The sequence below is a fragment of the Rhizobium sp. 05L419 genome (genome assembly GCF_056397845.1).
In genome coordinates this window covers 33462-57629 of sequence record NZ_JBFTOF010000008.1, presented here as the reverse complement: position 1 = coordinate 57629, position 24168 = coordinate 33462, and the positions used below count along the sequence as shown (strand labels likewise).

Genomic DNA, 24168 nt, shown 5'->3' with positions numbered 1-24168 from the left:
ATTATGAGTTGTGTTGGTTGTGAGTGACAGTGCCCGCTAGTCGCTTTTGATTGCGTCGATCACGACTTGCATTCCTTGCGGCTTATGCCCTGCGGATGCCATGCGTGACACGATTTGATTTCGAAATGCCTCATAGTTGGTTTGTATAGCCTCGCTAGCAACAAACTGCTTCAGAATTTCGCGCCCCGGAAGACGCTCGCGCCATGTTCCGTTGCCAAAGCTTGTCTCTACGTCTCGTCGAAGCTCCGACTCCTTATCACGGAGATTGGCTTCGGACAGGGTCACGGTAACTGCAGCCTTAACTCGTTCGAATGAGCGAGTAGTGGCCGCCACAAGCTCCTTGGATAAATCGTCGGCAGTGGGGTCGAAGCCTAAGTTAATCCCTCTTATAAACTCTGAGTTTACATGTTCGCGTAGTCTATGGGTTATGGTCGCAGGAACGACTTTTCGCGCTGCTTCTCTGAGTTTCTCTAAAGCTTGCTCTTCGGTCATCTTGCCGTCCAAGCGAAACGAATTTGCCGATTCCGCTACGAATTTCGGCTCAAGTAAATAGTTTTCGATGTGATAGACATTCCAAGAGTGCTCCGAAACGCCCGGCACAACTGGTACATCATCCGAGTCTCGGTCAATTACTGCGTAGAACTTTGTCGGCAAGTCGCCCGCCTCATAGGCTCGCTTGAGAACTTGGTGAAGTGCTTTGACCCGTGTCTTGTTCGAACCGGAGATTAGGTTGATCCCCCTCACTTCTTCTGGAAAAAGCGTTGTTACAAGTGTCTTATCGAAGTCACTGTCGCCACCTCCTTCGAAAATTACACCTTTGCCGCCCGGCCTGTACGCTGCCAAGTCCCCCACCAAATCAGTCAACACAAGGTCGAGATCCTTCGTTGCTGTCAATGAACGCAATTGCGATCCATTTCCTTCGGTGCCGCACGGCAGCATGTGAAAGACATTGAAGCCTGGCTTCCCGATAGCCTCACGGATTAGCGCGTCGGAATGTGTGACTAACCAAAGTTGGTTTTCGAGCAGTTCCCCAAGGTGCTTCCTGTAAAACTCTGGCAACCCTCTAATCAGTCTGGGATTGAGATGCAGTTCCGGCTCATCGAGCAATATGATAGAGTCTTTAGGTGCCGAGCTGCGAATTCGCAGATAGCCGTAGAGGATCTCTTTCTCGCCAGAACTTAATTCATCAAGGTCGTGCTGTGTCCCATTGGGTGTCCTCACCGGGAAAGAAAGTGACCCATCTGCGGTAGGTTGCGGTCCAAGAAATTCCTTGTCTGGAAAGAAGGAAGAAAATAATTCCTTCATTGCTGAAGTGAGGCTACCTTCTTGCAGGTGATCTTCAGACCCATTTGCTCTCTCTGCAAGCAGCTCCTTTACGTAATTCCCCGCCATCTCGCTTTTGACGTTGTTGTATTTGTTGTTGTAGTTATAAAGCGAACTCTGGCTCTTTACTTGGTTTGCTTGATCAAGACTAAGGTTGATGCCCTGAACTAATTCTCTCCCATAATGTCGTTGCGCCCCGTGGAAATCTATTACTCCAATTTCCCGTGGGCGGTAGTTTGTAAAGGCGACGGACAGCAACTGGGAAGGCGCAATGGTTATCTCCCCTGCCGGGGTTATATCGACCCGCGCTAAAAATGAGGGATTTGTTAATTCGGCCATAAGAAGCGGAAGTGTCATGGCAACTCGCTCGCTCACCTCAGGCTGTTTCTCCCTGAATTGTGCCGCGAACATTGCTTTGTGATATCCACCATACTGAAACGCTTCAGGCAGGACCGATTGCCATATGGTCTCCTCAAGCAACTCTGAAGCGTTGTCATGAATGTACCTCTTCTCGCGATCTCTCAAGCTGAAGCGGGTTTGTATTTGGATTGGGTTCAACTTGTTATTGAAAAGCCCCTGAATATTTCGCGATCCTCCATGCAATTGAATAGCGAACTCAGTGAAGAAGTGTTGCCACTCATTCTGCTGGTAACCGCCATAGACTGACTTCAGTAGGCGGATAGCATCAAAAATACACGACTTTCCCGATCCATTTTGGCCCGCCACAATTATGGTGTCACCTAAGTCGGATGCTTCGGCAAAAGAAATGCCTCGAAAATTCCTGATCAAAATATCGCTTATTCGCACTATACAACTCCGAATCTCTGCTAGTCTTCGATTGTGCTACGCCGGATTGAAAACACAACAGGTCGTGCAAAACTCTTGGAAGTTATCCCCGTTGTCGGCTTGAGGAAGGCGCGAGCGCTGATTTGACAAGCCCCCCGACATGATTGGTGGTGAGGACCGAAAAGTGTCATTCTCAGCTGCGCAAGTGAAACAATTGAAATCATTATGCTTTTTTAGAAAATAAGTGTTGCGAAGCGCGATTCTGCGGGTGTACCACTTGCGAAGCGTTGAAGGGCAACGCGGGAAGGCACTCACCATGAAGATTGTTTTGGGACAGACTATTGAAATCGAAATTGCGCGCGGCGTTTTCTACGTGAAGCTGGGGAAGCGCGAGCTGTGCCTCGCTAAGGGGATCGGTCTGTTCGTGACCGGCAAGAAGGGCACATGGCATATAGACAGCTCAAAGCTCGCCTAACGCTAGCCTGATGACTGCCTGAGGTCGCAGCTTAACCGCTGCGGCCTTTCGCGCATCTGAAGGAAGGCAATGGGCACGCGTGAGGCTGGCTTTAGGCCAACGGTGCAGGAAAACGAAAACAGACGGTCTCACACATACGCAGTTTGTCTGGCGGTCGTAGCCTTGCGTAAGTGCAGGAGCGCCTAGAGCTGCTAGCCAGATACGCGAGTGCCGCCTGAAGCTTGACCCTCACAGCGGCATTTGGCTACTTAAAGAGAGGCGATAGGTTTCAAGCTTCCAGAATGCGATAGACGGACGCGCGGCCAATGCCAAGCTGCTTGGCTATGTCGGTAGCTCCAAGCCCTTCCCGGCGTAGGGTGTGCACTTGCGCGGGGTCAATGGAAGCTTTGCGGCCAGTGTAGACGCCAGCAGCCTTAGCCTTGGCAATCCCTTCAAGCTGGCGTTCCTTGCGAAGGTTCGTTTCAAACTCAGCGAACACCCCCAGCATATCCAGAAACGCTTTGCCCGCTGCGGTGCTGGTGTCGATGGGCTGCTCAGTGGCACGGAGCGATACGCCCTTGGTCTTCAGCTGCCTTACGATGTCCTGGAGATCGCCAATAGAGCGCGCGAGGCGGTCGATACGGGTGACCGTGAGAGTGTCACCTGAGCGCATGAAGGCCATGAGAGTATCTAGTTCCGTCCTGCCTTCGAGGGTTGTGCCGCTCTTCTTCTCTTCACGGACAAGCTCACAGCCAGCCTTGAGGAGAGCTTCACGCTGGATCGTGAGGTCTTGGTCGCTGGTCGATACGCGGGCATAGCCGTAGCTGGTCATGGTCGAACGTCCCCTATGAGTGTCTCGTTTGGGTCTAGAGCCACCACAGGTACCGTCTCATAATTCCGAAGTCAACCCATATAAGACACTAATTCTGTCTCATTGCGATGACTCGCTGCGGTACACGCTAACGAGGCACATATCCGGGCCGACTTACATCAAGTTGGAATTGACCGTTGCACGTTAGTATTGCAGTCACCATGCTTAGTCGTTTTTTGAAAGCGAACTGGCTTCATGCATCACCATGACATACAGCGGGCCGATAAATCGATATTAGGAAGATAATCATGCAGTTAAGCGAAGTCGCAAGCCTTGGCACTATCATCAGCACATTCCTCGCGTTGATCGGGGTGCTCGCTACGATTGTCGTTCCAATTGTTATCTACAGGAAGCAAAACAACGAGCAGGGGACTGGGCGATATGAGCCGACGAACCCACCACCGACGACGAACCCAACACCGACACCGGAAGAAGTTCGATTTCTCAACTCAATTGGCGACCGAGGCCGACAGGATTTGGTGACAGGTTGCGTCCATGTATTTGGTGCCTTGGTACTTTACCTCGGCCTCTGCAAGCTAGTCGGACAGTCGTTCCCAATGCCACACTCCATCATGCTTTTGGCGCTGGCTCTGTGGGGTTGCTTCAATATCTACAGGGGATTGACTCGTTAACTCGTCCAGCAAGCAATATGAATGAATAAAGCACACCGACACGAGTAAGGCTGCGTGCTCTCGCGTGCGATAGAAGTGCAAGCAAGGAGCGCGGCCACGCCTCCAGCTGGACCATTGGACCGCCGAAGGATAACCGCGCTCCCTGAGCGAATGGTTCGGAGCGTTACGCGAGCTTAAGGAAGGGCCTTAGGCTCGGCTGCGTTCGCTTGATCCGATACCATCGAACGGCCTGAAGGTCTGAGTACGAAGGCCGTTCGTATCGCTGTCTGTTACATCCTTCCCAATCCAACTGGCAAGTGATGGAACGGGTTCGCGAAGAACTGCGGTGTCACCTCTATAGACCTGGGCGCGGCGTGAGGCATCGATACCAGAGGCGACAAGCTTGCGAGCAAGCACGTGGATCGGGCTACGCTTGGCTTCAGTCGCCGTGAACGTCTGCCCGTCAACGGTCGCGGTGGCAACATGTCGATGGCGGCTCTTCCCTGAGGTGGTGAGATGGATGCTGATCATTGGGCACGGTTCTTTCTGTACACGTCCGGTCAGAGACGCGCTTGTGTGGTCATGGATGATGAGATGTGGCCGAAGCGATCAACGCCGCTGTGTGGTCGCGGTCATCAAGCTGGCGTTAGGCTGGCCGATGGTCGGAGCTGTATGCTGCCGATAAGTCTGCCCAAGGCAGCGCTGCTCAATCCAATCCTAATGTCATGACCAAACAACACAGGAAGGAGAACGATGCGCTATGCCTTGGGCAAGCTGAGTGCCGAGCCTGAGGCTGGCGAAAGGAGTGGATGATGAAGAGCGTTTTGCTTGCGCTGATCGGTCGGCAACGCTGCCGCCGTGGTGGCAAGGGCTGGGAAAAGGTACGGGCGAACTGCCTATTGCCGCGCATTGAGGTGGGTGTACGGGGAACTTTGCGCGTCTCCTTCTGATCATACCGTCTCACATTTTTGCGTCATGATTTTATCGACGGAGCCGATGTGCAATAGTCACAGCCGAAACCGTACAGAGCAGCCACCAAACCAACGGACCCAGAATGAGTGCGCGCCTATCGACAGCCATCAGGATCGGTGACGCCGCCAGGGCGATTTTAAGAAAAACTCGAACCTTTCCAGATCATGGGTTCGGAAATCACGAAGACCTGCGCCATAGCAACCACATCGGCGTCGAGCCTATGCTTTTAGCGCTGTCCATGGAATTGGCACTCAAAGCGTGGTGGGTTTTCGACTACGACAATCCAAAAGTTGCGAAGTCGCACGATCTGTCGAAGTTGTTTGAGCGCCTAAAGCCTGAGAGCCAAGAGAAGCTGGACGCCGAGTTCAAAAGATCAGTGGTCCCGTTTCATCCAGACCCTTTCTACGTGAATTACAATATTCGCGACATCCTATATCAGCACAAAGACGCCTTCATCGACTGGCGATATCTGCATGAGCCTACGGGAACTAGGAGGTTTGATCTAAGTGCTTTCGAGGCCACGCTCGAAATAGTTCTGTGTGAATTCGAGAAGAGATATCGCGTCGAGCCTCTGCAGCCGCGAGGGCCGCCCCATAGATTTGCATAGGGCGGCGCTCAATAGCTTATTGCATCTGGTTGCTCATGTTCAGCACGTCCTGAGCGTCGCGCTGATTGAACTTGTTCAGTTCGGCGTTGGCCCTGTCGATGTCCCGACGCCTCTTCAACGACTGGATATAGAGCTGCTGAAGCTGGCTGTAGCTGACCGTTGGCGTTGCCATCGGCTGGCCTTTCGAATTGACCGCAATGAACGCGTCCTTCGCACCGACCCGCTGCCATGAGATAGTAGAGCTGTCGATATCCTTGTACGCTGGTGTTTGCTTCAGCGCTTCGGTAGCGGTTTCCAGCATCGGCCCAAATGTCTGTGGGTCGTGGATAGGAAGCCCGGTTAAGTCCAACATCATGCCGTTGTAGTTCAACGTGTTCGCCTTGATTGCTTTCGTCGCTTGCTCGATCAGCGCATCGCCTTTCACACCGCGAGCGTAAAGCTGCTTGAGGTGCTTCTGAACGATGAATTGCATTTGCGCGTCGTTGGTGGACAGGACGTTCTTCCCGTAGATGCCAGCCGTGCCGATGGTCTTGAACCAGCCTAGAAGACTGTCGTTAGATCCATCGTTGGCAATCGCGTTGATGATCCTGTCGGACGCATCGGACAGTGTGCGGCGGTCGATTGCAACCGTGCCGTCGAAGTTATCGCGGTCGGTCGTGGCACGCTTGACGGCCTCCAGCATGGGCATTCCGTATGACGTGGACACGTCGAGACTGTCAACAAAGGCGCGGTCCTTAGGATCGGTCACGATGGTGTTGATCAGACCCGGTGCCTTACGCTTAATCCTGAGGAGATCCTGAGCGCCGGTCATGTCGGCTTGGGTTGGCTCTACGCCTTCATGCGAACGCTTCAGAACGCCAAAGGCTGACTGCTTCATTTGCTCTGGCACACGCCCTGTGTTGGCGTAGGTGTTCAGCCGCGAGTTCTGCTTAACGTCCTCCAGGTGGGCGGGGTCTACCGGACCCTTGGACAACAGGTCACTGGCCGCTGCGTTGGCTTCAACTTCGGCAACGCCCTTGATAGAGGTCTCGATCAGCTCCTTGTGGGGGATCTTCTCACGGTCGCCGTTCGATAGCTCAATCTCAGGGTCTTCCGTGATCAGCTGATCGATCGTACCCTTGCGCACCGCGTCATGCAGCTGGACCGCGTGATTGGTGGAAAAGATGTCCACCTTGTTATCGCGTTCCTGTTTCGCCAGGGCGTTCTTCTGCTGGAGCAACGCTGTCTGCTGCGTGGTCTCGATAGATCGCACCGTTGATATCGGCAAGATCTTCGGGTTCTTTTCAGAGATGGCCTTAAGGTCTGCCAGTTGCTCGCCGGTGAGCTTGCCACGGGACGCAAACTCCATCGCGCCCATAAGGCGGGGCTGAAGGTCGTCCTTGGTGGCCTGATCGGTGACGAGCTGGGCTTTCTGTGTGGCGTTCTGAAACACCATGCCCATGACATTCTTCAGGGGGCCATTGCCGAGATCCATATCACCCAACGCAGCAACCTTATCGATCTGGCCAGCGTCAGCCGCCTTGATGATGAGACCTTGAAGGAGCTTGCCTTGCTGCTCAGGTGGAGCGTGGATGAAGTCGGTGTTCTCCTTGACCAGCTGACGCATGATAGCGCCCATGGCCTTAGGAGTGGACGCACTATCCATTGCCTTGTCGAACACGCCTGAGAGCGTCATGTCGCGGTTGGCTTCAAACGCCTTCGTGGCGTCCTGGGTCTTCTGCGCTTGCAGCTTGGCCGGAAGCTCAGCTAGGCCCTGCTCAAAGTATTGCATAGCCGTGGCATTGTCACCGAAGCGACCTTTAAACGTGTCACGGGCCTTAGCGATTGCCGCTTGCTGGTCGAATGATGCAGGGTCGCCACTCTCGCCATAAGCCTTGACGATGGCGTCCTGAGCTTCGGTAGCAGCGAGAAAGCCCTGCCTAGCGCCCAGCGCTTGGACAGTCTTAGGATTGTAGGTGTTGCCCTTGAGCTGTTCAGCAAGCGCGTTGCTATCTTTACCCATGGCTTCGAGCATGGCGCGCGCTTGTTCGTCCTGCTGGACCTTAGGATCATTCTTGCGATCCATCAAAGCACTGCCGAACTGCTGAAGGCTGGGCTGAAGCTGGCCGAGACCAGAGAGGAAGTCGCCAACGGCTGAACGCGTCTGAACTTGCTCAGTGCGGACCATGGGCCGGGGTGATGTGCTGGCTTGGGGCTGAAGGGCGATGCCTTGGAGGGATGGCTTATCGGCCATTACGCACCTCCGTCGTTGCAATGAGGGCGTGATTGGTCGTCTCGGAAATCGAGTGATGTTTGGTCATGTGTGTTTCTTGCTGTTGGGTTGGTGGGTGAAGTGAGGCAACGACGCCTGAGGTCGTGAGACCATTTCGGGCCACTGCGTGCTTTGAACGGGTGACCGTCAAAGGAGCTTTCAGCCCTCTTAAGCTTCGCTTTAAAGGCAGTCGTGAATAGGAGAATTCAACAAACAGGGTCTCCCCAAAGCACGGCTGTAAGACGGGCTGTAAGGTCTTCGCCGTAAAGGATTTCTCGTGTTCGATGGTGAGCAGCGCTACCTTAGAATAGACGCCCGTCGCCAGCTTAAAGCTATCCGCATTCTCTAAAAAGAGAGATTTGAACGGCAGAACCCCGGAACTCCGGGCTTCCGCTATTCAGACCCTTCACGATATTACACAAGCCGTGGTGTGGCTTGCGACAGCCGCAACCAAGGATAGTGCATGGCGACGCTTGCATAGACGTGCAGCATTGCAGCCGTGAGCGCTGCGCACCCTGCCGAGTAGCCGTCAGCCGTCGCGGGTTCGTTGATCAGCTTGATGTGATATTGCAAAAGCTGCGGGGTGATATCCAGTGCACGCGCAATGTCAGCCTTACGCATCCTGAGGTCTAGCATTTCGCCAATCCGAGTGCGGAGGGTAATGACGCGCGCTTCGTCGTCCCTGCCGAGGGAGTCTTCAGGAACGCAGAACGGGGTGGCATCATGCAGCGCTCGGCGCGTGCTCATGTGGTGGAGGGCTTCTGCCCGCTCGATGCTGAGCGTAAAGCAGGGTTCGGCTAGGTACTTGTATATGGCGTTCTTCGACAGTTCTAAGAGCTTAGCGGTCTCCGCCACGCTTGCTCCAGCTTCGGCCATGACGTGCGCGGCTTTGTGGTTGAAGCTCCGCATATTGCGTTTCGCTTGTGTTGCGGCTGCGGTTCGCGAAGCTGGCGCAGTTGATGACGCCTCGATCAAGTCGGCGGCACCGTGACAGACAGCGCCTTCAATGCTGCGCGGGCTTCCCGATCTAGGTCATCGAACTTGGCTGACCATTCTCCGTCGGTAGGGAATTCGGAAATGTCGGAATAAGGGTCGTACGTTGGATCGTAGCCGCCATACATTGCCGCTGTGACGTCAAGGTGGTGGAAGAGCGGGCGTCCGCTGTGGTCATCGGCAACTACACGAACGTGGTGACCGTTGAACAATACGACAATTACAGGCTTGGGATTGGTCATGTGAGATGTCCTTGCCGGGAGTCGGCGTTAGGCGCTGTGGAAGCGCGATAGTGTGATGGCACAAGAAAAGCGGGTTTATTCCTCGGCGCGTGGCGCTAGGCCATGGCGCGTGGCTGGCTCATGGCGAGCAAGATGCTCCGTTGTGAGAGATCCAAGAGGAGTAGGTTAGTTCGCGCGCGCCGCCTGGGCGGTGAGACCCTGACTTATGGCGGTGCCCATCGCGAGGGTCTGCATAGCTGCCCGCAGTCGGCACGTGGGCTCGGCTGTAGGATTACACGTGATCGGGATAGAACGTCTGAGGCAATGCCTTGACGTGCGTTCCTCTACACACTTCAACCTACCAAGCCCTTGGAGCTCTCCTTCGGCATGGCTTCACGTTAGCCTTTGGCTTGCCTTACGAGGGTGCTGGCTTCATGACCTATGGCATGGGGGATATTACCTGTCGCTCCCAGAGGAGTAGGTTTGTGCCGTTGGTCCCGCGCTTCATGCGCTCCTGTCCATGCGACCCATTTGCCGCTGCGCGGGTTCGACCCTACAGCGCGTTTCGCGGCTAGCAGGTGGAATGCACCACGCCAGAGAACATCGGTGTCGAGAACACTTGTTACGCTCAGCCCGACACTCCTCTTCGGGACGCGGATGGTCGGGCACCACGTGGGAGGTGTTGAGTGCAGCGCGCTTGAGTTGGCCCTCGACTTTCGCGCGAAATGATTGCAGTATTTTTTAAGCTCAAGCGTGCAATGCTGCTTGCGCCGTTGCCGGGGGAGATTGCGTGAAAATTATCATTGCTGCGCTACTCGGCTGCACTCTTCTTGCGGACGCCGCTTGGGCGGGGCCTGTAGACGATCTGCTTGCAAGTACTGTGGGAACCATCCAAGTCACCGCTGAGCCGTACATGGCGGGCGGCAAACTAATTGGCTGTCAATACGTGTTCAAAACGCTGACCCAAGATTGGGTATATTCCAAGGGGCAGTACCTGAAGGTTGATGGATCGATTTCCATCGTGTCTTCTAACGGCAATCTTGGTGCGACGCTCAAGGTGGTAGTGAATGAGATCTCCCTCGCGCCGGACGGTAGCCTCGTTTTCAAGCCCTCCGCACCTTCTAGGGCCTACCTTCTTGGGGACGACTACGAAACGAACCTTGGAGCGCTCGTCGCTGCTAGCGGGTCAGACACCCCAGGAGCGCTGTTTTCGATATTCGATATCGAGAAGACGCTGCCGATACTAAGCTCAGCGTCACAGACTGAGCATATTACTGTGGCGTTCAATCGAAACAACGGCCCAAGTGATGTCTTGCTGCCCATAGAACTCGACGTTCGAGACGTAGACACCAATGGAAAAAGAACGCGCTCACAGGAGAACGGACTGAACTTCGCGAAGTGTACGCTGGCGCTGCTCAAAGACCAGTAATGGGAGCGTTGGGAGGGTTCATGGGGTGCCGGAAGGCGCACTGTTGGCTAAGGCTTTGAGGTCGATTTTTGATATTGCTTCAAGCATATCAGCTGCCTCAGGATGATAGTAACCTGCCCCATCGCTCGCGGGAGAATGGCCCTGAATAGCATCGACCATCCGGCTGTCACATTTCGCGCAGCGCGGAAGCTCTGACTTAAACCAGTGGCGGAAGGAATGCGTCGGTGCCTTGCGCGGGTCTTCGATCCCCAGTTCACGCACCCACTTACCAACCCGATTGCTAACGCCCTTCGACGGATGCTTCTGATCTTCTCGCACCTGCTTCGCAGCCTTGCCCTTACTGCCACCGTAGAACAATGGCCCCTTGCCGCGAGTCTTGGCGAACTCAAGGAAGCCATCGGCAATTAGATCTGGATGCAGGGGGATGGTCCTTTCTGACCCTGCGTTCTTCAACGATCCGCCATCGGGTGCGACCGTCATATGAAGACACGGATGGCCGGTGTCGTCGCTAACAATCATGCTTCCCCAAAGTTGAGCTATCTCTGCAACGCGCGCGCCTGTCTGCGCTTGAAGCCACGGTATCCAGCGCAAGTGGGCAAGCCTTTCCTTACGCGCGGCATTCAGTATCAGCGCCACGTCAGAATTGGTGAACTTCAGGCGGTTGGTTCCTGCAATGGCCTTCTGCGGTGCCTTTACGCCATCGAACGGATTGCGGACGATGCCGGTCGTTTCGCTGTTGCTCAAGCCGAAGCGATACAAGGTGTTGAGCGTCGCGAGGTATGTTGTCGAGATCTTCTTAAGACCCTCCTCAAGAAGCGCGTCTTTCCATCGCTGCGCATCAACCCTCTCAACACTGTGCGGGTCGTCGTGCCCTATGAAGGTGGTGAACCGCGCCATGTAGCCACGCCATGTTGAGATTGTAGAGGCGGCGCGCTTATCCGCTGCTTTCCACCTGTCGAAGAGGTCGCAGAAGGTCTTCACCTTATCGGAGCCACGCAGGTCAGCCTGGGGCGTGGCTTTGCGCTGCGGGTATTGCGAAACGTAGCGGTCAGGAGAATAATTCCCCTTGCTACGTTGTGCCAGCGTATCGCACACCCGACGCAGAGCTTCCGGCAGTCCTTCAACCAGATCGGCATAGGATTTATCGGAAAGCATCAAGGCGCGCGCTGACAGGTACGCGTCCACGTCGATTATGCTCTTCAGGGCACAAACAGCGGCAGCTCTGCCATGGGGTGTGAACGTCAAAATGCTGCCTTCGGCATTCGCAATGATCTCGCGCCACTCAGAAAGCTCGTCCCAGTCTTCGACGCCATCGTCTTCAACAACTATCTTGTGTCGTGCCGGGGGATTGGCTTCATGCTGGCTAAGCAGGTCTTTGTGAATTTCACCCAGCACTGCCATGAGCTGCATATGAGAGAGATCTTCAGGCCCGCGCTGCGCAGCATCAAGGAAGGCTTCGACATGGCGTAAGGCGGCAGCGTGACGGATTGCCGCCAGCCGTGATTCGGGAGCGCCGAGTGAAAACGCGATCATGTCGGAAATCGTGACGGTGACTGGGTATGTAGCGCTGTCGCGAGAGGTCGTTTTGGGAAGGTCTAAGGAGAGCTTTTTGCCGCGCAAGACGGGCAGCAGGACGGTAGGTACACGCTTCTTAAATTGCTCGTTCTTGGTACCGGCACGCTTCATGGGTCTGGAGATCCGCATTACCATTGTGGGGCGCTCCTGTGTGACAGTGAGGAGCAGTCAACCCCTTGAAATGCTACTTTAATAACGATTTCAAGGGGGACTAAAACGGATGGTGCCCAGAAGAGGACTCGAACCTCCACACCCTTTCGGGTACCAGCACCTGAAGCTGGCGCGTCTACCAATTCCGCCATCTGGGCGACGGAGAGCCATGTACGGGCGTGGCCTCCCGCTGTCAACAGGGTTTTTGAAGTTTTCCTGACAGCCGGCAAAAAAGACTGTTGGAACAGCGCTTCCTCAACAATTGCATGACCGGGATAGTGCCGATCAGGGCGAGGAGCACTATATTGGCAGCACACGAAAGGATTGTCGCGATGGCCGGCTTTCAGAATCTGTCTTTAATAGCGATCTTGTCGCTAGCGCCCGTTGGGCTTTCCGCGATGCCGCTTGCGCCTTTGCGGCACGCGGCGGGAAATGCCGCCGTCATCAGGGTTCAATCGACGATGTGCGATTTTCGGGGCTGCTTCACGTTTGGACCACAGCAGTCCTTCCGCCCGGCCTACGTCCAGCCGAACTACCGGCCGCCATCGGCGACCGGACCAACTTACTACCGTCCGCAGGCGCAGGGACAGGCGCCGCTCTACTATGATCCGCCGCCGGTCCGCACGGTTCGTCCGACGCCGCCGAAGAAATCGTTTCATGTCGATTGGTGCCGCAATCAATACCGCACCTACAACCCCAAAACAGACCGCTTCATCACCTATGAAGGGATCTACAAGACCTGCAATTCACCCTATGACTAGATTTAGGTCCAAGCTCAGCTCTCCAGGGAGGCGCGATCGACATGGCCAAGATCGCGGCCGGGTTCGATAATGTCGCGAACGAGTTTCTTCAGCTCCTTCGGGCCAGGGAAGCCGCCGTCGCGTTTGCGCTCCCAGATCAGCTCGCCGTCGATGCGGATTTCGAAAATGCCGCTGGTGCCGGGCAGGAGAGCGACTTCACCGAGACTGTCGGCGAAGGTCTGCAGCAGTTCCTGCGCCATCCAGCCGGCCCGCAGCAGCCAGTTACACTGGGTGCAATAGAGGATTGTCACGCGGGGTTTGTTTTCGGCCATGTCGGTTTCCTTTCGTTGCCCGGATTTAAGAAGTGACGACGCGTTGCGCAATGCATATGCAATAGCAAAGGGCCTGGTGTTCCTCTTTCTCGACAGATCAAACAGGAGTCGCCGATGCGGGTTGCCATCGTCGAAAACATGAAGAGCACGCCTCTCGGATCGCTTGGCGTCGCACTGGCGGAAGCGAATGCCGAAATCGAGTATTTCAGGCCATGGATCGACGGTCGCCTGCCGCGCGGGATCTTCGACCATGATGCGCTCGTCGTTCTGGGCGGCGAGCAGAATGCGCTCGACGACGAGAACTATCCCTATCTGCCGGCCTTGGCCCGCCTCATGCATCGCTTCTCCGAATCAGGCAGGGCCGTCCTCGGCATTTGCCTCGGTGCGCAAATCCTGGCGCGGGCCTATGGCGCCGAGAACCGGCTGAACCTGGCGCTGGAGTTCGGCTGGCGGTCGGTCGACATGACGGAAGACGGTAAGGCGGAACCGTTTCTTGCCGGACTCGACGAAGCCTTCACGACGTTTCAGTGGCATAGCGACAGCTTCACGCTGCCGCACAACGCACGCCGTCTTGCGACCAGCATGCTTGCGGAAAACCAGGCTTTTCGGGTCGGGCGCGCTGCCTATGGCACGCAATTCCATTTCGAGGCCAGTTGCGACGTCGTCGACAGTTGGACCGTGGAGTTCCAGGCGACGATCGAGCGCATGGAACCCGGCTGGCTGGTGCGCTACCCCGCTCTTTCAGCGGCCAATGCGGCACATGCCGACACCAGCGGCGTTACCATCGCTCGGAACTGGGTTCGCATGATCGAGGTCCCGGCCGGCCTCGACATGGGACGCCCGGAAAAACAGGCTATCGACGGTTGACGGGACGGCACCCGGAATGCTTCCGAGCGGCCGCTGCGCGGGTCCCGGAAGCGCTCTCTAATTTAGGGCGTCACGCCCCGACTTTCTCCGACCTGATCCAGACCAGCATTTCGCCGGGCGTGCGGTTGTCCCACAAGTGATAGGGCACAAAACGCGCGGTGCCTTTCTCGGTTGCAGGCGGCCGCGTGCGATAGAGCGCGCTTCCCCAGTTTGCGGCGTCGCGAACGACCGATATATCCAGTGCAACGGCGCCACCCAGCTCCGCCATGTCATGTGTCGTTGCCGCAGCGACGTCGCCGGCGAGTTGAATGCCGTTGAGGCCAGAGCCGTTGTCGGTCGCCTCGGCGCAATAGACCAGCGGTCCGCGCATCAGGGCGGCACGACCGGCGTCCTGCCGCACCAGCGGATTTGCCCATAGGGCGCGGGTCGCCAACGGGATTTGGAGATCAATGTGGTCCCCGCTCTTCCAGTCGCGTTCGATGCGGGCGTAGCCGTCGACCTCGACCGATGCGAGGCTCACGGCCTCGCCGTTGATGCTGAGCGTCGCCCCGTCGGCCCACTCCGGAATGCGCAGAGAAATGGCAAAACGGGCCGGCTTTGCGGGCGCCACGTCGAAATGGATGGCGCCGTCCCAGGGATAGCGCGTCTGCTGCGCGAGCTCGACGGCGGTATCGCCGATCTCGAAGCGGGCCTTGCCTTCGCCGTAGAGATGGACGGCGATCTCGTCGTCCGCGATGCCGTACATATAAGAGCCGATCGAGGCGAGCAGGCGGGCGATGTTGGGCGGGCAGCAAGGGCAATGATGCCAGATCCAGCGGTGATGCTTGCCGCCGCTTTCCAGCGGATTTTCGTAGAAGAACGTCTTGCCGTCGAGCGAGAGGCCGGCCATGGCGCCATTGTAGAGTGCCTGCTCCATGATGTCGGCGTATCGCCGGTTCGGACCGCGGCCGAGCATGCGGTTGGCCCAGAAGACCAGACCGACGGAGGCGCAGGTTTCTGCATAGGCACTTTCGTTCGGCAGATCGTAATAGTCGGTGAAGCCTTCGTTGGCGGCGGCCGGGCCGATGCCGCCCGTCACGTACATCTGCTTTGTCGTGAGATCGTCCCAGAGCGTTTCGAGCGCTGACGTCAGCGTGTCGTCGTTGTATTCGGTGGCGATGTCAGCCATGCCCGAATAGAGATACATGGCGCGGACGGCATGGCCTACGACCTTCGTCTGCTCGCGCACGGGCTGATGGGCCTGGCCATATTCGTAGGTCTGCTGATGAAAGTCGGCCGCATCCCGGCCATCGCGGATCGCCTCGTCGGTGAAGAAATGCGGCTGGGTGCCGCGCTCGTCGACGAAGAATTTCGCCAGATCGAGATACTTCTTCTCTCCCGTGACGCGGGCGAGCCTGACCAGCGCCAGCTCCACTTCCTCATGGCCGCAATAGCCGGGGATCTTGCCCGATCCGTGGCCGAAGACAGTGATCATGTAGTCGGCAAAACGGCACACGATGTCGAGCAGCTTGCGCTTGCCTGTTGCCTGATAGTAGGCGACTGCACCCTCCATCAGATGGCCGGCGCAGTAGAGTTCGTGGTGGTCGCGTAGGTTGGTCCAGCGACGATCGGGCTGGACGCGCTGGAACCAGGCGTTCAGATAGCCGTCCCTGTCCTGCATCTTTTCATAGAGGTCGATGATCGCGTCGACACGAGCCTCGAGGGCCGGGTTGGCGCGCCGGTAAAGCGAGTAGGCAACCGTTTCGATCGACTTCCCGAGGTCGCTGTCCCAGAACATCTGTGTCGAGCCACCCCAGGGACCGATCGGAATGACAATTCCGGCGCTCGGTTGATCGACGTCGATCGCCCGCACCATGCCTGCTTCAACGCAGCGGTCGAGCAGGGTTTCGGCTGTGGAATCGCAGATAGCGTCCTGGCGGTCGCCGAAGAGCCCATGCACGTCGACATTTGGAACGGGGAGCGGACGGAACTGGCGGTCTCTTTTCAGCTTGTTCATGGTGTAATCCATCTTTTCTCGGGAGGTCATTTCACCGCGCCGGCCATGAGCCCGCGCATGTAGTATCGTTGCAGAAGCAGGAAGACGATGAGGCAGGGGATGGTCATCACGGCGACGCCCGCCTGCACCGCACCCCAGTTGATCGCTCCGAGGCGACCGGCGCGAACTGCCATCATCAGGATGGGCAGCGTGTATTTCTCGTTGCTGGACAAGAGGACGAGCGCTGCCAGAAATTCGTTCCATGCATTGAGGAACGCAAAGATTGCGACGGTCGCAACACCCGGCAGCACGAGCGGCAGCAGCACCAGCACCAGCAGCTTCATGTCATGCGCGCCATCGATGCGAGCAGCCTCCTCGATCTCCTTGGGGACGGCGTCGAAGGCATTGCGCATCATGAAGACGGAAAACGGCAGCTGCAGCGTCACATAGACGAGCGTCAGCCCGAACAGCGAGTTGTTGAGCCCGAGCTTCGCCAGAATGATGAAGAGCGGCGTGAGGATCGATTGGAACGGGATCATCAGCGTGGCGATGATCAAAACGAAGAGGACGTTCTTGAACGGAAACCGGTAGCGGGAAAAGCCGTAGCCGGCGAGCAGGCTGATCGCCACGGTCAACACGACGGTCGCCAGCGATACGATCAGCGAATTGACGGTATGCTGCCAGATGCCGGCGCCGAAGCTGTCGAGCGAGCGGTAGGAATCGAAGCTGATGCCCGTCGTCGGCCATGGCGGCAGCGGCGGGAGGCGGGCTTCCGTGCCGTGGCGCAGCGACGCCAGCAGCGTGATGACGAAGGGTGCCAGGAAGAGGATCGCGATGATCAGCCCGGTCCCGTGATAGGCGGTCTGCGCCCGCAGTCGCTTGTTCTTCGGCCGTCCGGTCACGAGGCTCATGAGCGCTCCTCCCCGACCCGTAGCAGCCAGAGCTGGGCGACGCTGATGACCATCAGGATGGCGAGAAGCGCGATCGACAGCGCTGCCCCGTAGCCGAGATTGAACGACACGAAGGACTGATTGAAGATGTAATAGACGACGGAGATCATGCGGTTCTGCGGGCCGCCCGAGGTCATGATGTAGAACTGATCGAAGGCGAGGATCGAGCCGGTGACCGAGATGATCAGCGCAAGCGCGATCGTTCGTCGCATCAGCGGCAGCGTGATGTGGCGGAAACGCTGCCACCAGCTCGCGCCGTCCACGACTGCCGCTTCCGTCAGGTCGGTCGGAATGGCCTGCAGTCCGGTCAACAGGATGATCATGGTGAAGCCGGCGATCTTCCAGACGACCATCACAATGATGGTGAGAAACGCGCTGTCGAAGGCCGCGAGCAGGTTGGGTGCACGGTCGACGAGGCCGAGTGCCTTCAATGCCGGACCGATGAAGCCGCTGTCGACATTTGCCAGCCACACCCAAAGCAGAGAAGCAGAGGCAAGGCCGACGACGACGGGCAGAAAGATGACCGTGCGATAGGTGCTGACGAAGGCTCGCTCGCGCTCGACGAAAAGCGCAAGAGGAAAGGCAACGGCAAAGATCACGATCGTTACGATGACCGTATAGTAGGCCGTGAAGTTCAGCGCCGACATGAAGCGGCCGTCGTTGAACATGCGGACGTAGTTGTTGAAGCCGATCCAACGCTGAGCGCCCATCAGCGGCCAGTTGTGCAGGCTCATCCAGCCCGTGAAAATGACAGGCAGCACGAAGAATATGATGACAAGAAGCATCGCTGGAGCGATGTAGAGGAGCCCGGTCCATTCCGGTCTCTGCACCCGCTTGCACGCAGATGAACGCTGCACTTGACCCGTGACGGCCATCAAAACACTCCGCATCATTCCTGACAAATCGGCCCTGACAAGTTTGGCCCGGTAAAATCGGCCGGAGGACTGCCACCGCCCTCCGGCCACGGCCTTTGGGAGATTATTGGCCGCTATCGATGATCGACTGCATTTCCGACTGTGCGTTGGAGAATGCGCCGTCCACGTCGTCACCAAAAATCGCAGCGTTGGTGAAGGTCGCCCACGGGCCGTTGGCGCTGTTGATCAGATCGTTGAACTGCAGCGTGTAAGGTGTCTGGGCGACGCTGATTGCCTTCAAGCCGACCTGCAGTCTCGGATCGAGCCCTTCCAGCACCTTGTCGGCAATGTCACCGCGCGTCGGCAGGCTGCCGTATTTCGCCATAATTTTCTGGCCGTCCATCGAATAGATGTATTCGAGGAAGTCCTTCACGGCGTCGATCTTCTTCGTGCCCTTAGTGATGACGAAATTATCGCCCCCGGCGAAGGACGACGGCTTGCTATCGACACCCGGGATCAGCGTCACGCCGAAGTTGATATCGGGGTGCTCGGTCACCAGGGTGCCGATCGCGAAGGCGCCCAGGCTCTGCTGTCCGATTTTGCCATTGGTGAAGCTCAGGAAGTTCGCGCCGTTGTCGCTGGCGGCACCAGCCGGAACGACGTCCTTCTTGACCATGTCGCGATAGTAGCCGACCGCCTTGCGCATCTGCGGCGTGTCTAGCGTCGCGGTCTTGCTGTCGGCGGAGAGGATATCGGCGCCGGCACCCCAGACGAGCGGCGTGAACGTGAAAATCATGCAACCGCCGCAACCGCCGCCGGAGAAATAGAAACCATAGGTGTCATCGCCGAGCTTGCGGATCTTCTCGGCGTTGGCCGTGATCTCTTCCCACGTCGCGGGCGCCTTTTCCGGATCGAGGCCAGCCTTCTTGTAGAGATCCTTGTTCCAGGCAAATACCGAGGTTTCGACCGAGAGCGGCAGACCGTAGATATGATCCCGGTAGGTGCCGAGCCGGACATGCGAGGGCGACAGCGCATTGAAGTAAGGCAGCTTCTTTGCCCAGTCCGTCAGATCCTCGAGCTGGCCGGCGGCGGCAAAGGCCGGCGTGTAGATGAGGTCCATCGAGAGCGCATCCGGGGCCTGTCCGCCGGCGATCGACGTCGCGTATTTCTGCACGAGTTCGGAGAACGGCACTTCGGTCGCGACGACCTGGTTCTCGTGGCTGGAGTTATAGGCCTCCACCACCTTCTTGAAGGATTCGCCGATACCGGAGCGAACCCACATTTCTATCTTTTCGGCGGCCGACGCACCGGACACCAGGCATAGGGTGGCAACGCTCGTCGCTGCCAATAGACGCTTGATCATGGCTTTCCTCCCAAAATGGCGCATCTCCTCAGCGCGCCGGTTCCTCATTCCCTGGGGTTCTCACCCCCGCATGACTGCCGCACCACAAGGCGGCACGGCAATTTCCTGACGCCAGCATCCACCGGACGTCCCTCCGCCAGCGCGAGAACCGTCAATCCGGCCTGTCGCCCCAGTTCCTTCAAATCCATGTCTACCGATGTCAGCGGCGGCCGCGTCTGCGCCGCGACAATCTCCCAATTGTCGAAACCGATAATCGATACATCCTCCGGCACCCGGATGCCGCGCTCGCGCAGCGCATCGACGGCGCCGCGGGCGATCTGATCGTTGCCGCAGAAGATCGCGTCCGGCCGCTCCGACTGCCCGCTCCAGATCCGCTGAACGGCCTCGTGCCCCCAGGCCTCGGCCCATTGGCCGTACAGGACCAAACCCTCGCCGGCGATGACGTCGCGGTAGGCGCCGGCGCGCTCGCGAACCGAAAAGAAGTCTTCCGGCCCCGTGACGTGCACGATCCGGTGTCGTCCGCTCTTGACCAACCATTCAACCGCCAGCCGCGCGCCCTGCGCGTCGTCCGACCGGAAGGTGACGCTATCCGGCGCGCCCTCGCTAAAGGCGTAGACCACCGGCACCGGCACCTTTGACAGGTCGACCGGCAGCTGCCGGTCCACCCGCTTGCCGGATGCGATAATACCGTCCACCTGTTTTTCCAGCATCGCCTCGACATGGATCTGGCCAAGCGCCGGATCGTCCTCGATTGCGCACAGAAAAACCGAGACGCCATGGTCGACAAGCGCTTCCGAAATACCCTGCATCAGCGGCAGGGTGAAACGTCCATAGGTATCGTTGGTCAGCAGCCCGATGGTGAAGCTGCGCTTGCTCAGCAATCCGCGGGCGAGAGCATTCGGACGAAAGCCCGTCTCCGCAGCAATCCGCTTTACGCGCTCACGTGTCTCGCCGCTCACGCGGCCGGTATCATTCAGCGCCTTCGATGCCGTCGAGATGCTGACGCCTGCCGCGGCGGCGACATCGTGGATGGTGGTGCGCCCTCTTTTTCCTCCCGCGATAATCACCGCGACCTCCCATATTTTCGATGAGAAAACCTTTTCTCTTTCTATTCGTCAAGTGAGAAAAGGTTTTCTCATCGAGAGTTTGATCCGGAGTGGTCGCTTGCGCGAGAACAAAAAAAGGGCGGTTCGTAGAAATCGAACCGCCCTTTTTTTTCGTTTAACCGGAGGATACCCGCGAATCCCCTTAGCCGGCTTTCAAACCTGATGTCGAGCCGCCCCCCACCAATTCTGGCATCAGATCGGAGATCCTGACGACCTTCCCGGTGCGCGAACTGCTGAGGGCCGCTATGCCGCAAAGCACCGACATGGCGCCGGCGCGGGTGCCTGCGCGCTGGCCGAGCTTGTCTTCCATACCCGGCTTGAAGATCATGTTGCGCATCCTGTTGTCGCCGCCGTAGTGGCCGCCTGCTGAATGCGGCACAACGATGCGTTCAACGGCATCCCTGCCCTTGGGGAAATTGCGGATGAGCAGGATCGTGTCCTCGTCCGGTGTTTCCCAGGGCTGCTTTTCGAACTGGCGCAGCTCGATCCGACCCTCCGTGCCGTTGAAGGCGATGTGGTGCCCCTCGATCGGCTGGAAGGTGTTCAGCGAATAGGAGACGTGGACGTTGTTCTTGTAGCGGATGCTGACAACCATGGTGTCCGGAATGTCGATATCTTCGCGATAGACGCACCCGTCGCGGAAATAGCCGTCGAGCTTCGACGGATCCTCATAGAGCGAGTCAAGAAACGGATCGGCCTCGAGGTCGAGATAGTAGTCGCACTCGTGCGCGTGCGGACAGAGCTTGCAACGCGGGCCACGGAAAGGCCCCTTGCGGCCATAGTTCTGCAGGTCGGCGAAGGAGGTGACCGCGTCCGGATCGCTATCCAGATACCAGTTCAACAGATCGAAATGGTGGGTGGCCTTGTGAACGAAGAGACTGCCGGAATTTTCGGCGTAGGCGTGCCAGCGGCGGAAATAATCGGCGCCGTGCTTGGTGTCGAGGTACCAATGGAAATCCACGGATGTCACGCGGCCGATCTCGCCGGCGGCGAGCAGCTCCTTGATCCGGGCCGCCGTTGGCGCATAGCGGTAGTTGAAGGAGACGTCGACGCGCTTGCCGGTTCGCTTCTCCGCATCGAGAATGCGGCGGATCTTGTCGACTGCCGTCGTCATCGGCTTTTCCGTGATGACGTCGATGCCGGCCTCGAGCGCGCGCACGACAATGTCGTCGTGGGTGTAGTCAGGCGTGCAGACGATGACCATGTCGACCTGCTGTTCGGCAAGCATAGCATCGATGTTCTCGTAAATCGGCGCGTTGCTGCCGATCATCGTGCGGGCCCGCTCGGCGCGCAGCGAATTGGTGTCAACGATGGCGACTAGGTCCACATGCTCGCGCCAGCCGGCGAGCAGCTCCTTGCCCCACATGGTCGTTCCACGATTCCCGGTTCCTATTAGTGCAAAACGGCGCTTCTCCATCGGATGGTCCTCCTTCATCGTACTGAAACGAACGACTGTTCATGCCTGGCAGCAGCTGTGAAACCGCTCGACGCAGGTGGCGATCACCTCTTTGGCGGGGCGCTTCCACCAGTTGTCTGCTGAAAATATTTCGACCTCCTGGGCCCCGATGAAACCGGCGGCCTCGACCATCCGTCGTATGCCTTTCAGATCGATGACGCCATCGCCCATCATGCCGCGGTCGGTCAGCATATCCTTGGTGGGAACCAGCCAATCGCAGACGTGATGCGCTAGAATGCGCTCCATGCGCCCGGCGCGGACAATCTCGCCGGCCAGATCAGGGTCCCACCAGACGTGATAGACATCGATCGCTACGCCGACGCCCTCGCCCAGCTCTTCGCAGATGTCGAGCGCCTGACCCAGAGTATTCACGCATGAGCGGTCGCCGGCGTACATCGGATGCAGCGGCTCGATGGCAAGCGGCACGCCTGCCGCGCGCGCGTGCGACAGGGTGGCGGCGATGCCCTCCGTCACCATCCGACGGGCTGCAACGAGATCCTTGGAGCTGCCGGGAAGCCCGCCCACGACAAGCACGAGGCAATCCGCTCCAAGCGCGGCTGCCTCGTCGACAGCACGCTTGTTGTCGTCGATCGCCTTCTGGCGGCCGGCAACATCTGCTGCCGGAAAGAACCCGCCTCGGCACAGGCCGGTCAGCTTCAGCCCATTCGCCCTGACGATCCGCACGGCTTCGTCCAGGCCTGCAGCGGCAACCTGATCGCGCCAGGGGGCGATCGCGGTGATGCCGTGCGCCAGGCAAATTTCGACGGCTTCGGCAAAGCCGCATTGCTCGCGGATGGTCGCAAGATTGATAGACAGACCGTCGACCTGCATGAGCATCTCCTCCGGTTATACGTTCAACGCGCTGGGCGTCATCGCGCTCCAGTCAGGTTCGACAGCCGACCCAAGTCCCTGGGCCGCGAGCACGCTCTCGAAGCGGATGCCGCCTTTGCGGATGGACAGTCGCGTACGGTCCGAGGCGCTGGAATAGAGATCGCCGTGTGCGGCAAGATAGGCGGCCTGCTCTGCCATCGGTGCGCCGGCCATCCCATCGACATAATGGTGCCCATTGCGCTCGATATGGCCGGCGCCGACCAGAGAGGCGAGAACGAGGTCCTGTTGCAACGCCAGGCCGGATTGCGTCGTCAGATCCTCCGCCGACATGAAATAGCGGCCCGCACCATCCTGCGCACTCCAGCTGGCGATCCGCGCCCGATTGAGCAGCGACCGATAGAACCCCTTGCAGGATTTGGAGGAGATGCCGGTATAACCGAGCGCGCGGGCGGTGATGAACGCCTCCATGTCGCCGTCCGATTCATCGATCTCCAACGGCATTCGGCTGGAAATCTCCACGACGGGCCTCGACAATGCCTCTGCGCGGGCGATCGGCTGTTCGAAGAACAGGATCGAGTCCCTCAGCCGGGCGAGCCGCGGTTCGGCGTCGATCCGATCCAGCAACTCCGCCACGACGGCGACGTTTTCGAACTGCTCGTTGCCGTCGAGCGTTGCTCGATAGCTGGGCGATGCCCTATCGAGGACAGCGGCGATCTGAACCAGGCGCGCTGTATCCACTTCGGGCCGCCCGGATACCTTGATTTTGAAGTAGCGGTGCCCATGTGCCGCGATGACCGCTTCAAGCGTTTGCGGCAGGCCATCGTCGAGCCTCTGCGCGGCATCAAGATCGGTTGCAACAAGCGCGTCGGCCAGCCCGATCGTGTGGCGCACGGCAAGACGTGGAGACGGGAGCATACTTGCGAGGAGCCGCGGAAGATCGAAACCCGAGAGATCCGGGGCCGTCGCCGTCGTCATGCCGAAAAGATTGAACTTCACGGCGTCGGCAGCGCTCAGCCCTGTCATCCGGCATACCGCGTCGATGATGGCGCGATCGATGAGCGCCAGTCCAAAGGAGGCGACAAGGCCGGGAAGATTGCGCTCGGCGCACGCACGGTGATGATCCGCCTCGACTGCCGCATGCAGGCCGTAGGGCGTGCCGGCACCCGCAGACAGCAACCCCTCGATTGCAAGCCGGAGTGCGGCGCGCAACTGATCGGTATTGTCGTCAGGCGTCAGCGCGGGGTTCTTGTCGAACCATTTCGGCATCATCATTTCGGCCGACCAGCCAGTGCCGGACCGGCCGCTCGGATCGATGACACCGACGCGAACGAAGACCTGCGGCGCCGCTTCGACCCTGGCCGCGCCGAAGCGGAAGGGAAACCTGAAGCGGACCGGCCGCTCAAATACTTCCGCTTCCGAAAGCCTGACCACAGGCGCATCGCTCATCACAG

The 24168-nt window shown here is 58.2% G+C and carries 22 protein-coding genes and 1 tRNA gene; 6 read left to right on the top strand and 17 right to left on the bottom strand.

Going from position 1 to position 24168, the window contains the following annotated elements; translation table 11 throughout:
• Window positions 1-36: 36 nt before the first annotated feature.
• The gene (locus tag AC1DMK_RS12965) at window positions 37-2130 is read right to left on the bottom strand and encodes an AAA family ATPase (RefSeq protein ID WP_477859492.1); all 2094 of its coding nucleotides are present in this window, start codon (window positions 2128-2130) and stop codon (window positions 37-39) included.
• A gap of 295 nt (window positions 2131-2425) precedes the next feature.
• On the opposite strand from AC1DMK_RS12965, the gene AC1DMK_RS12960 reads away from it, so the two are divergent.
• Entirely contained in the window at window positions 2426-2584 is a 159-nt protein-coding gene (locus AC1DMK_RS12960) for a hypothetical protein (protein ID WP_477859490.1), read from the top strand.
• 268 nt (window positions 2585-2852) lie between these two features.
• On the opposite strand, the gene AC1DMK_RS12955 is transcribed toward AC1DMK_RS12960, so the two are convergent.
• The gene (locus tag AC1DMK_RS12955) at window positions 2853-3395 is read right to left on the bottom strand and encodes a recombinase family protein (protein ID WP_477859489.1); all 543 of its coding nucleotides are present in this window, start codon (window positions 3393-3395) and stop codon (window positions 2853-2855) included.
• A gap of 287 nt (window positions 3396-3682) precedes the next feature.
• Here AC1DMK_RS12955 and AC1DMK_RS12950 point away from each other — a divergent pair, with 287 nt between their 5' ends.
• Window positions 3683-4066 carry a hypothetical protein gene (locus AC1DMK_RS12950; protein ID WP_477859488.1) on the top strand — a complete coding sequence of 128 codons (384 nt, stop codon included), beginning with the start codon at window positions 3683-3685 and terminating at the stop codon, window positions 4064-4066.
• Window positions 4067-4252: 186 nt separating this feature from the next.
• On the opposite strand, the gene AC1DMK_RS12945 is transcribed toward AC1DMK_RS12950, so the two are convergent.
• Window positions 4253-4576, bottom strand: coding sequence for a hypothetical protein (locus tag AC1DMK_RS12945; RefSeq protein ID WP_477859486.1), 324 nt, complete (start codon window positions 4574-4576; stop codon window positions 4253-4255).
• Between the two features lie 523 nt (window positions 4577-5099).
• Here AC1DMK_RS12945 and AC1DMK_RS12940 point away from each other — a divergent pair.
• Complete coding sequence (locus AC1DMK_RS12940) at window positions 5100-5624, top strand: hypothetical protein (protein WP_477859485.1); 525 nt, start codon at window positions 5100-5102, stop codon at window positions 5622-5624.
• 16 nt (window positions 5625-5640) lie between these two features.
• Here the strand turns inward: AC1DMK_RS12940 and AC1DMK_RS12935 are convergent, their stop codons facing one another.
• The 3 genes from AC1DMK_RS12935 to AC1DMK_RS12925 form a co-directional block, all read right to left on the bottom strand.
• On the bottom strand, window positions 5641-7857 hold the full coding sequence (locus AC1DMK_RS12935; protein WP_477859483.1) for a hypothetical protein: 2217 nt from the start codon (window positions 7855-7857) through the stop codon (window positions 5641-5643).
• Window positions 7858-8289: 432 nt separating this feature from the next.
• The gene (locus AC1DMK_RS12930; RefSeq protein ID WP_477859481.1) at window positions 8290-8784 is read right to left on the bottom strand and encodes a hypothetical protein; all 495 of its coding nucleotides are present in this window, start codon (window positions 8782-8784) and stop codon (window positions 8290-8292) included.
• 62 nt (window positions 8785-8846) lie between these two features.
• Window positions 8847-9110 carry a hypothetical protein gene (locus AC1DMK_RS12925; RefSeq protein WP_477859479.1) on the bottom strand — a complete coding sequence of 88 codons (264 nt, stop codon included), beginning with the start codon at window positions 9108-9110 and terminating at the stop codon, window positions 8847-8849.
• 769 nt (window positions 9111-9879) lie between these two features.
• On the opposite strand from AC1DMK_RS12925, the gene AC1DMK_RS12920 reads away from it, so the two are divergent.
• A complete protein-coding gene (locus AC1DMK_RS12920; RefSeq protein WP_477859478.1) occupies window positions 9880-10518 on the top strand; it encodes a hypothetical protein in 639 nt (212 codons plus the stop codon).
• Window positions 10519-10536: 18 nt separating this feature from the next.
• Here the strand turns inward: AC1DMK_RS12920 and AC1DMK_RS12915 are convergent, their stop codons facing one another.
• Together AC1DMK_RS12915 and AC1DMK_RS12910 are read right to left on the bottom strand one after the other, a co-directional pair.
• On the bottom strand, window positions 10537-12204 hold the full coding sequence (locus tag AC1DMK_RS12915; RefSeq protein WP_477859476.1) for a site-specific integrase: 1668 nt from the start codon (window positions 12202-12204) through the stop codon (window positions 10537-10539).
• Between the two features lie 110 nt (window positions 12205-12314).
• Window positions 12315-12401: transfer RNA gene (locus tag AC1DMK_RS12910), tRNA-Leu, on the bottom strand.
• 240 nt (window positions 12402-12641) lie between these two features.
• On the opposite strand from AC1DMK_RS12910, the gene AC1DMK_RS12905 reads away from it, so the two are divergent.
• Window positions 12642-13004 (top strand): BA14K family protein, encoded by a 363-nt coding sequence (locus tag AC1DMK_RS12905; protein WP_477859673.1) that lies wholly within the window; start codon window positions 12642-12644, stop codon window positions 13002-13004.
• A 14-nt stretch (window positions 13005-13018) separates the two neighbouring features.
• Here the strand turns inward: AC1DMK_RS12905 and AC1DMK_RS12900 are convergent, their stop codons facing one another.
• Window positions 13019-13315, bottom strand: coding sequence for an Rdx family protein (locus AC1DMK_RS12900; protein ID WP_477859474.1), 297 nt, complete (start codon window positions 13313-13315; stop codon window positions 13019-13021).
• A gap of 114 nt (window positions 13316-13429) precedes the next feature.
• Here AC1DMK_RS12900 and AC1DMK_RS12895 point away from each other — a divergent pair, with 114 nt between their 5' ends.
• Window positions 13430-14182 carry a type 1 glutamine amidotransferase gene (locus tag AC1DMK_RS12895; protein ID WP_477859472.1) on the top strand — a complete coding sequence of 251 codons (753 nt, stop codon included), beginning with the start codon at window positions 13430-13432 and terminating at the stop codon, window positions 14180-14182.
• 70 nt (window positions 14183-14252) lie between these two features.
• On the opposite strand, the gene AC1DMK_RS12890 is transcribed toward AC1DMK_RS12895, so the two are convergent.
• The 8 genes from AC1DMK_RS12890 to AC1DMK_RS12855 all read right to left on the bottom strand — a co-directional run bounded on the left by AC1DMK_RS12890 (window position 14253) and on the right by AC1DMK_RS12855 (window position 24163).
• Entirely contained in the window at window positions 14253-16178 is a 1926-nt protein-coding gene (locus AC1DMK_RS12890; protein ID WP_477859470.1) for a glycoside hydrolase family 127 protein, read from the bottom strand.
• A gap of 26 nt (window positions 16179-16204) precedes the next feature.
• On the bottom strand, window positions 16205-17068 hold the full coding sequence (locus AC1DMK_RS12885; protein WP_477859468.1) for a carbohydrate ABC transporter permease: 864 nt from the start codon (window positions 17066-17068) through the stop codon (window positions 16205-16207).
• Complete coding sequence (locus AC1DMK_RS12880; RefSeq protein WP_477859466.1) at window positions 17065-17982, bottom strand: carbohydrate ABC transporter permease; 918 nt, start codon at window positions 17980-17982, stop codon at window positions 17065-17067. The genes AC1DMK_RS12885 and AC1DMK_RS12880 overlap by 4 nt, the downstream gene beginning before the upstream one ends.
• A gap of 103 nt (window positions 17983-18085) precedes the next feature.
• Entirely contained in the window at window positions 18086-19324 is a 1239-nt protein-coding gene (locus tag AC1DMK_RS12875; RefSeq protein ID WP_037062843.1) for an ABC transporter substrate-binding protein, read from the bottom strand.
• Window positions 19325-19368: 44 nt separating this feature from the next.
• Window positions 19369-20391, bottom strand: coding sequence for a LacI family DNA-binding transcriptional regulator (locus tag AC1DMK_RS12870; RefSeq protein WP_477859464.1), 1023 nt, complete (start codon window positions 20389-20391; stop codon window positions 19369-19371).
• Between the two features lie 181 nt (window positions 20392-20572).
• Window positions 20573-21847, bottom strand: coding sequence for a Gfo/Idh/MocA family protein (locus tag AC1DMK_RS12865; protein WP_037062932.1), 1275 nt, complete (start codon window positions 21845-21847; stop codon window positions 20573-20575).
• Between the two features lie 39 nt (window positions 21848-21886).
• Window positions 21887-22717, bottom strand: a complete 831-nt coding sequence (locus AC1DMK_RS12860; protein ID WP_477859462.1) for a sugar phosphate isomerase/epimerase family protein — start codon at window positions 22715-22717, stop codon at window positions 21887-21889.
• A 15-nt stretch (window positions 22718-22732) separates the two neighbouring features.
• Window positions 22733-24163 carry a mandelate racemase gene (locus AC1DMK_RS12855; protein ID WP_477859460.1) on the bottom strand — a complete coding sequence of 477 codons (1431 nt, stop codon included), beginning with the start codon at window positions 24161-24163 and terminating at the stop codon, window positions 22733-22735.
• Between the last annotated feature and the right edge of the window lie 5 nt (window positions 24164-24168).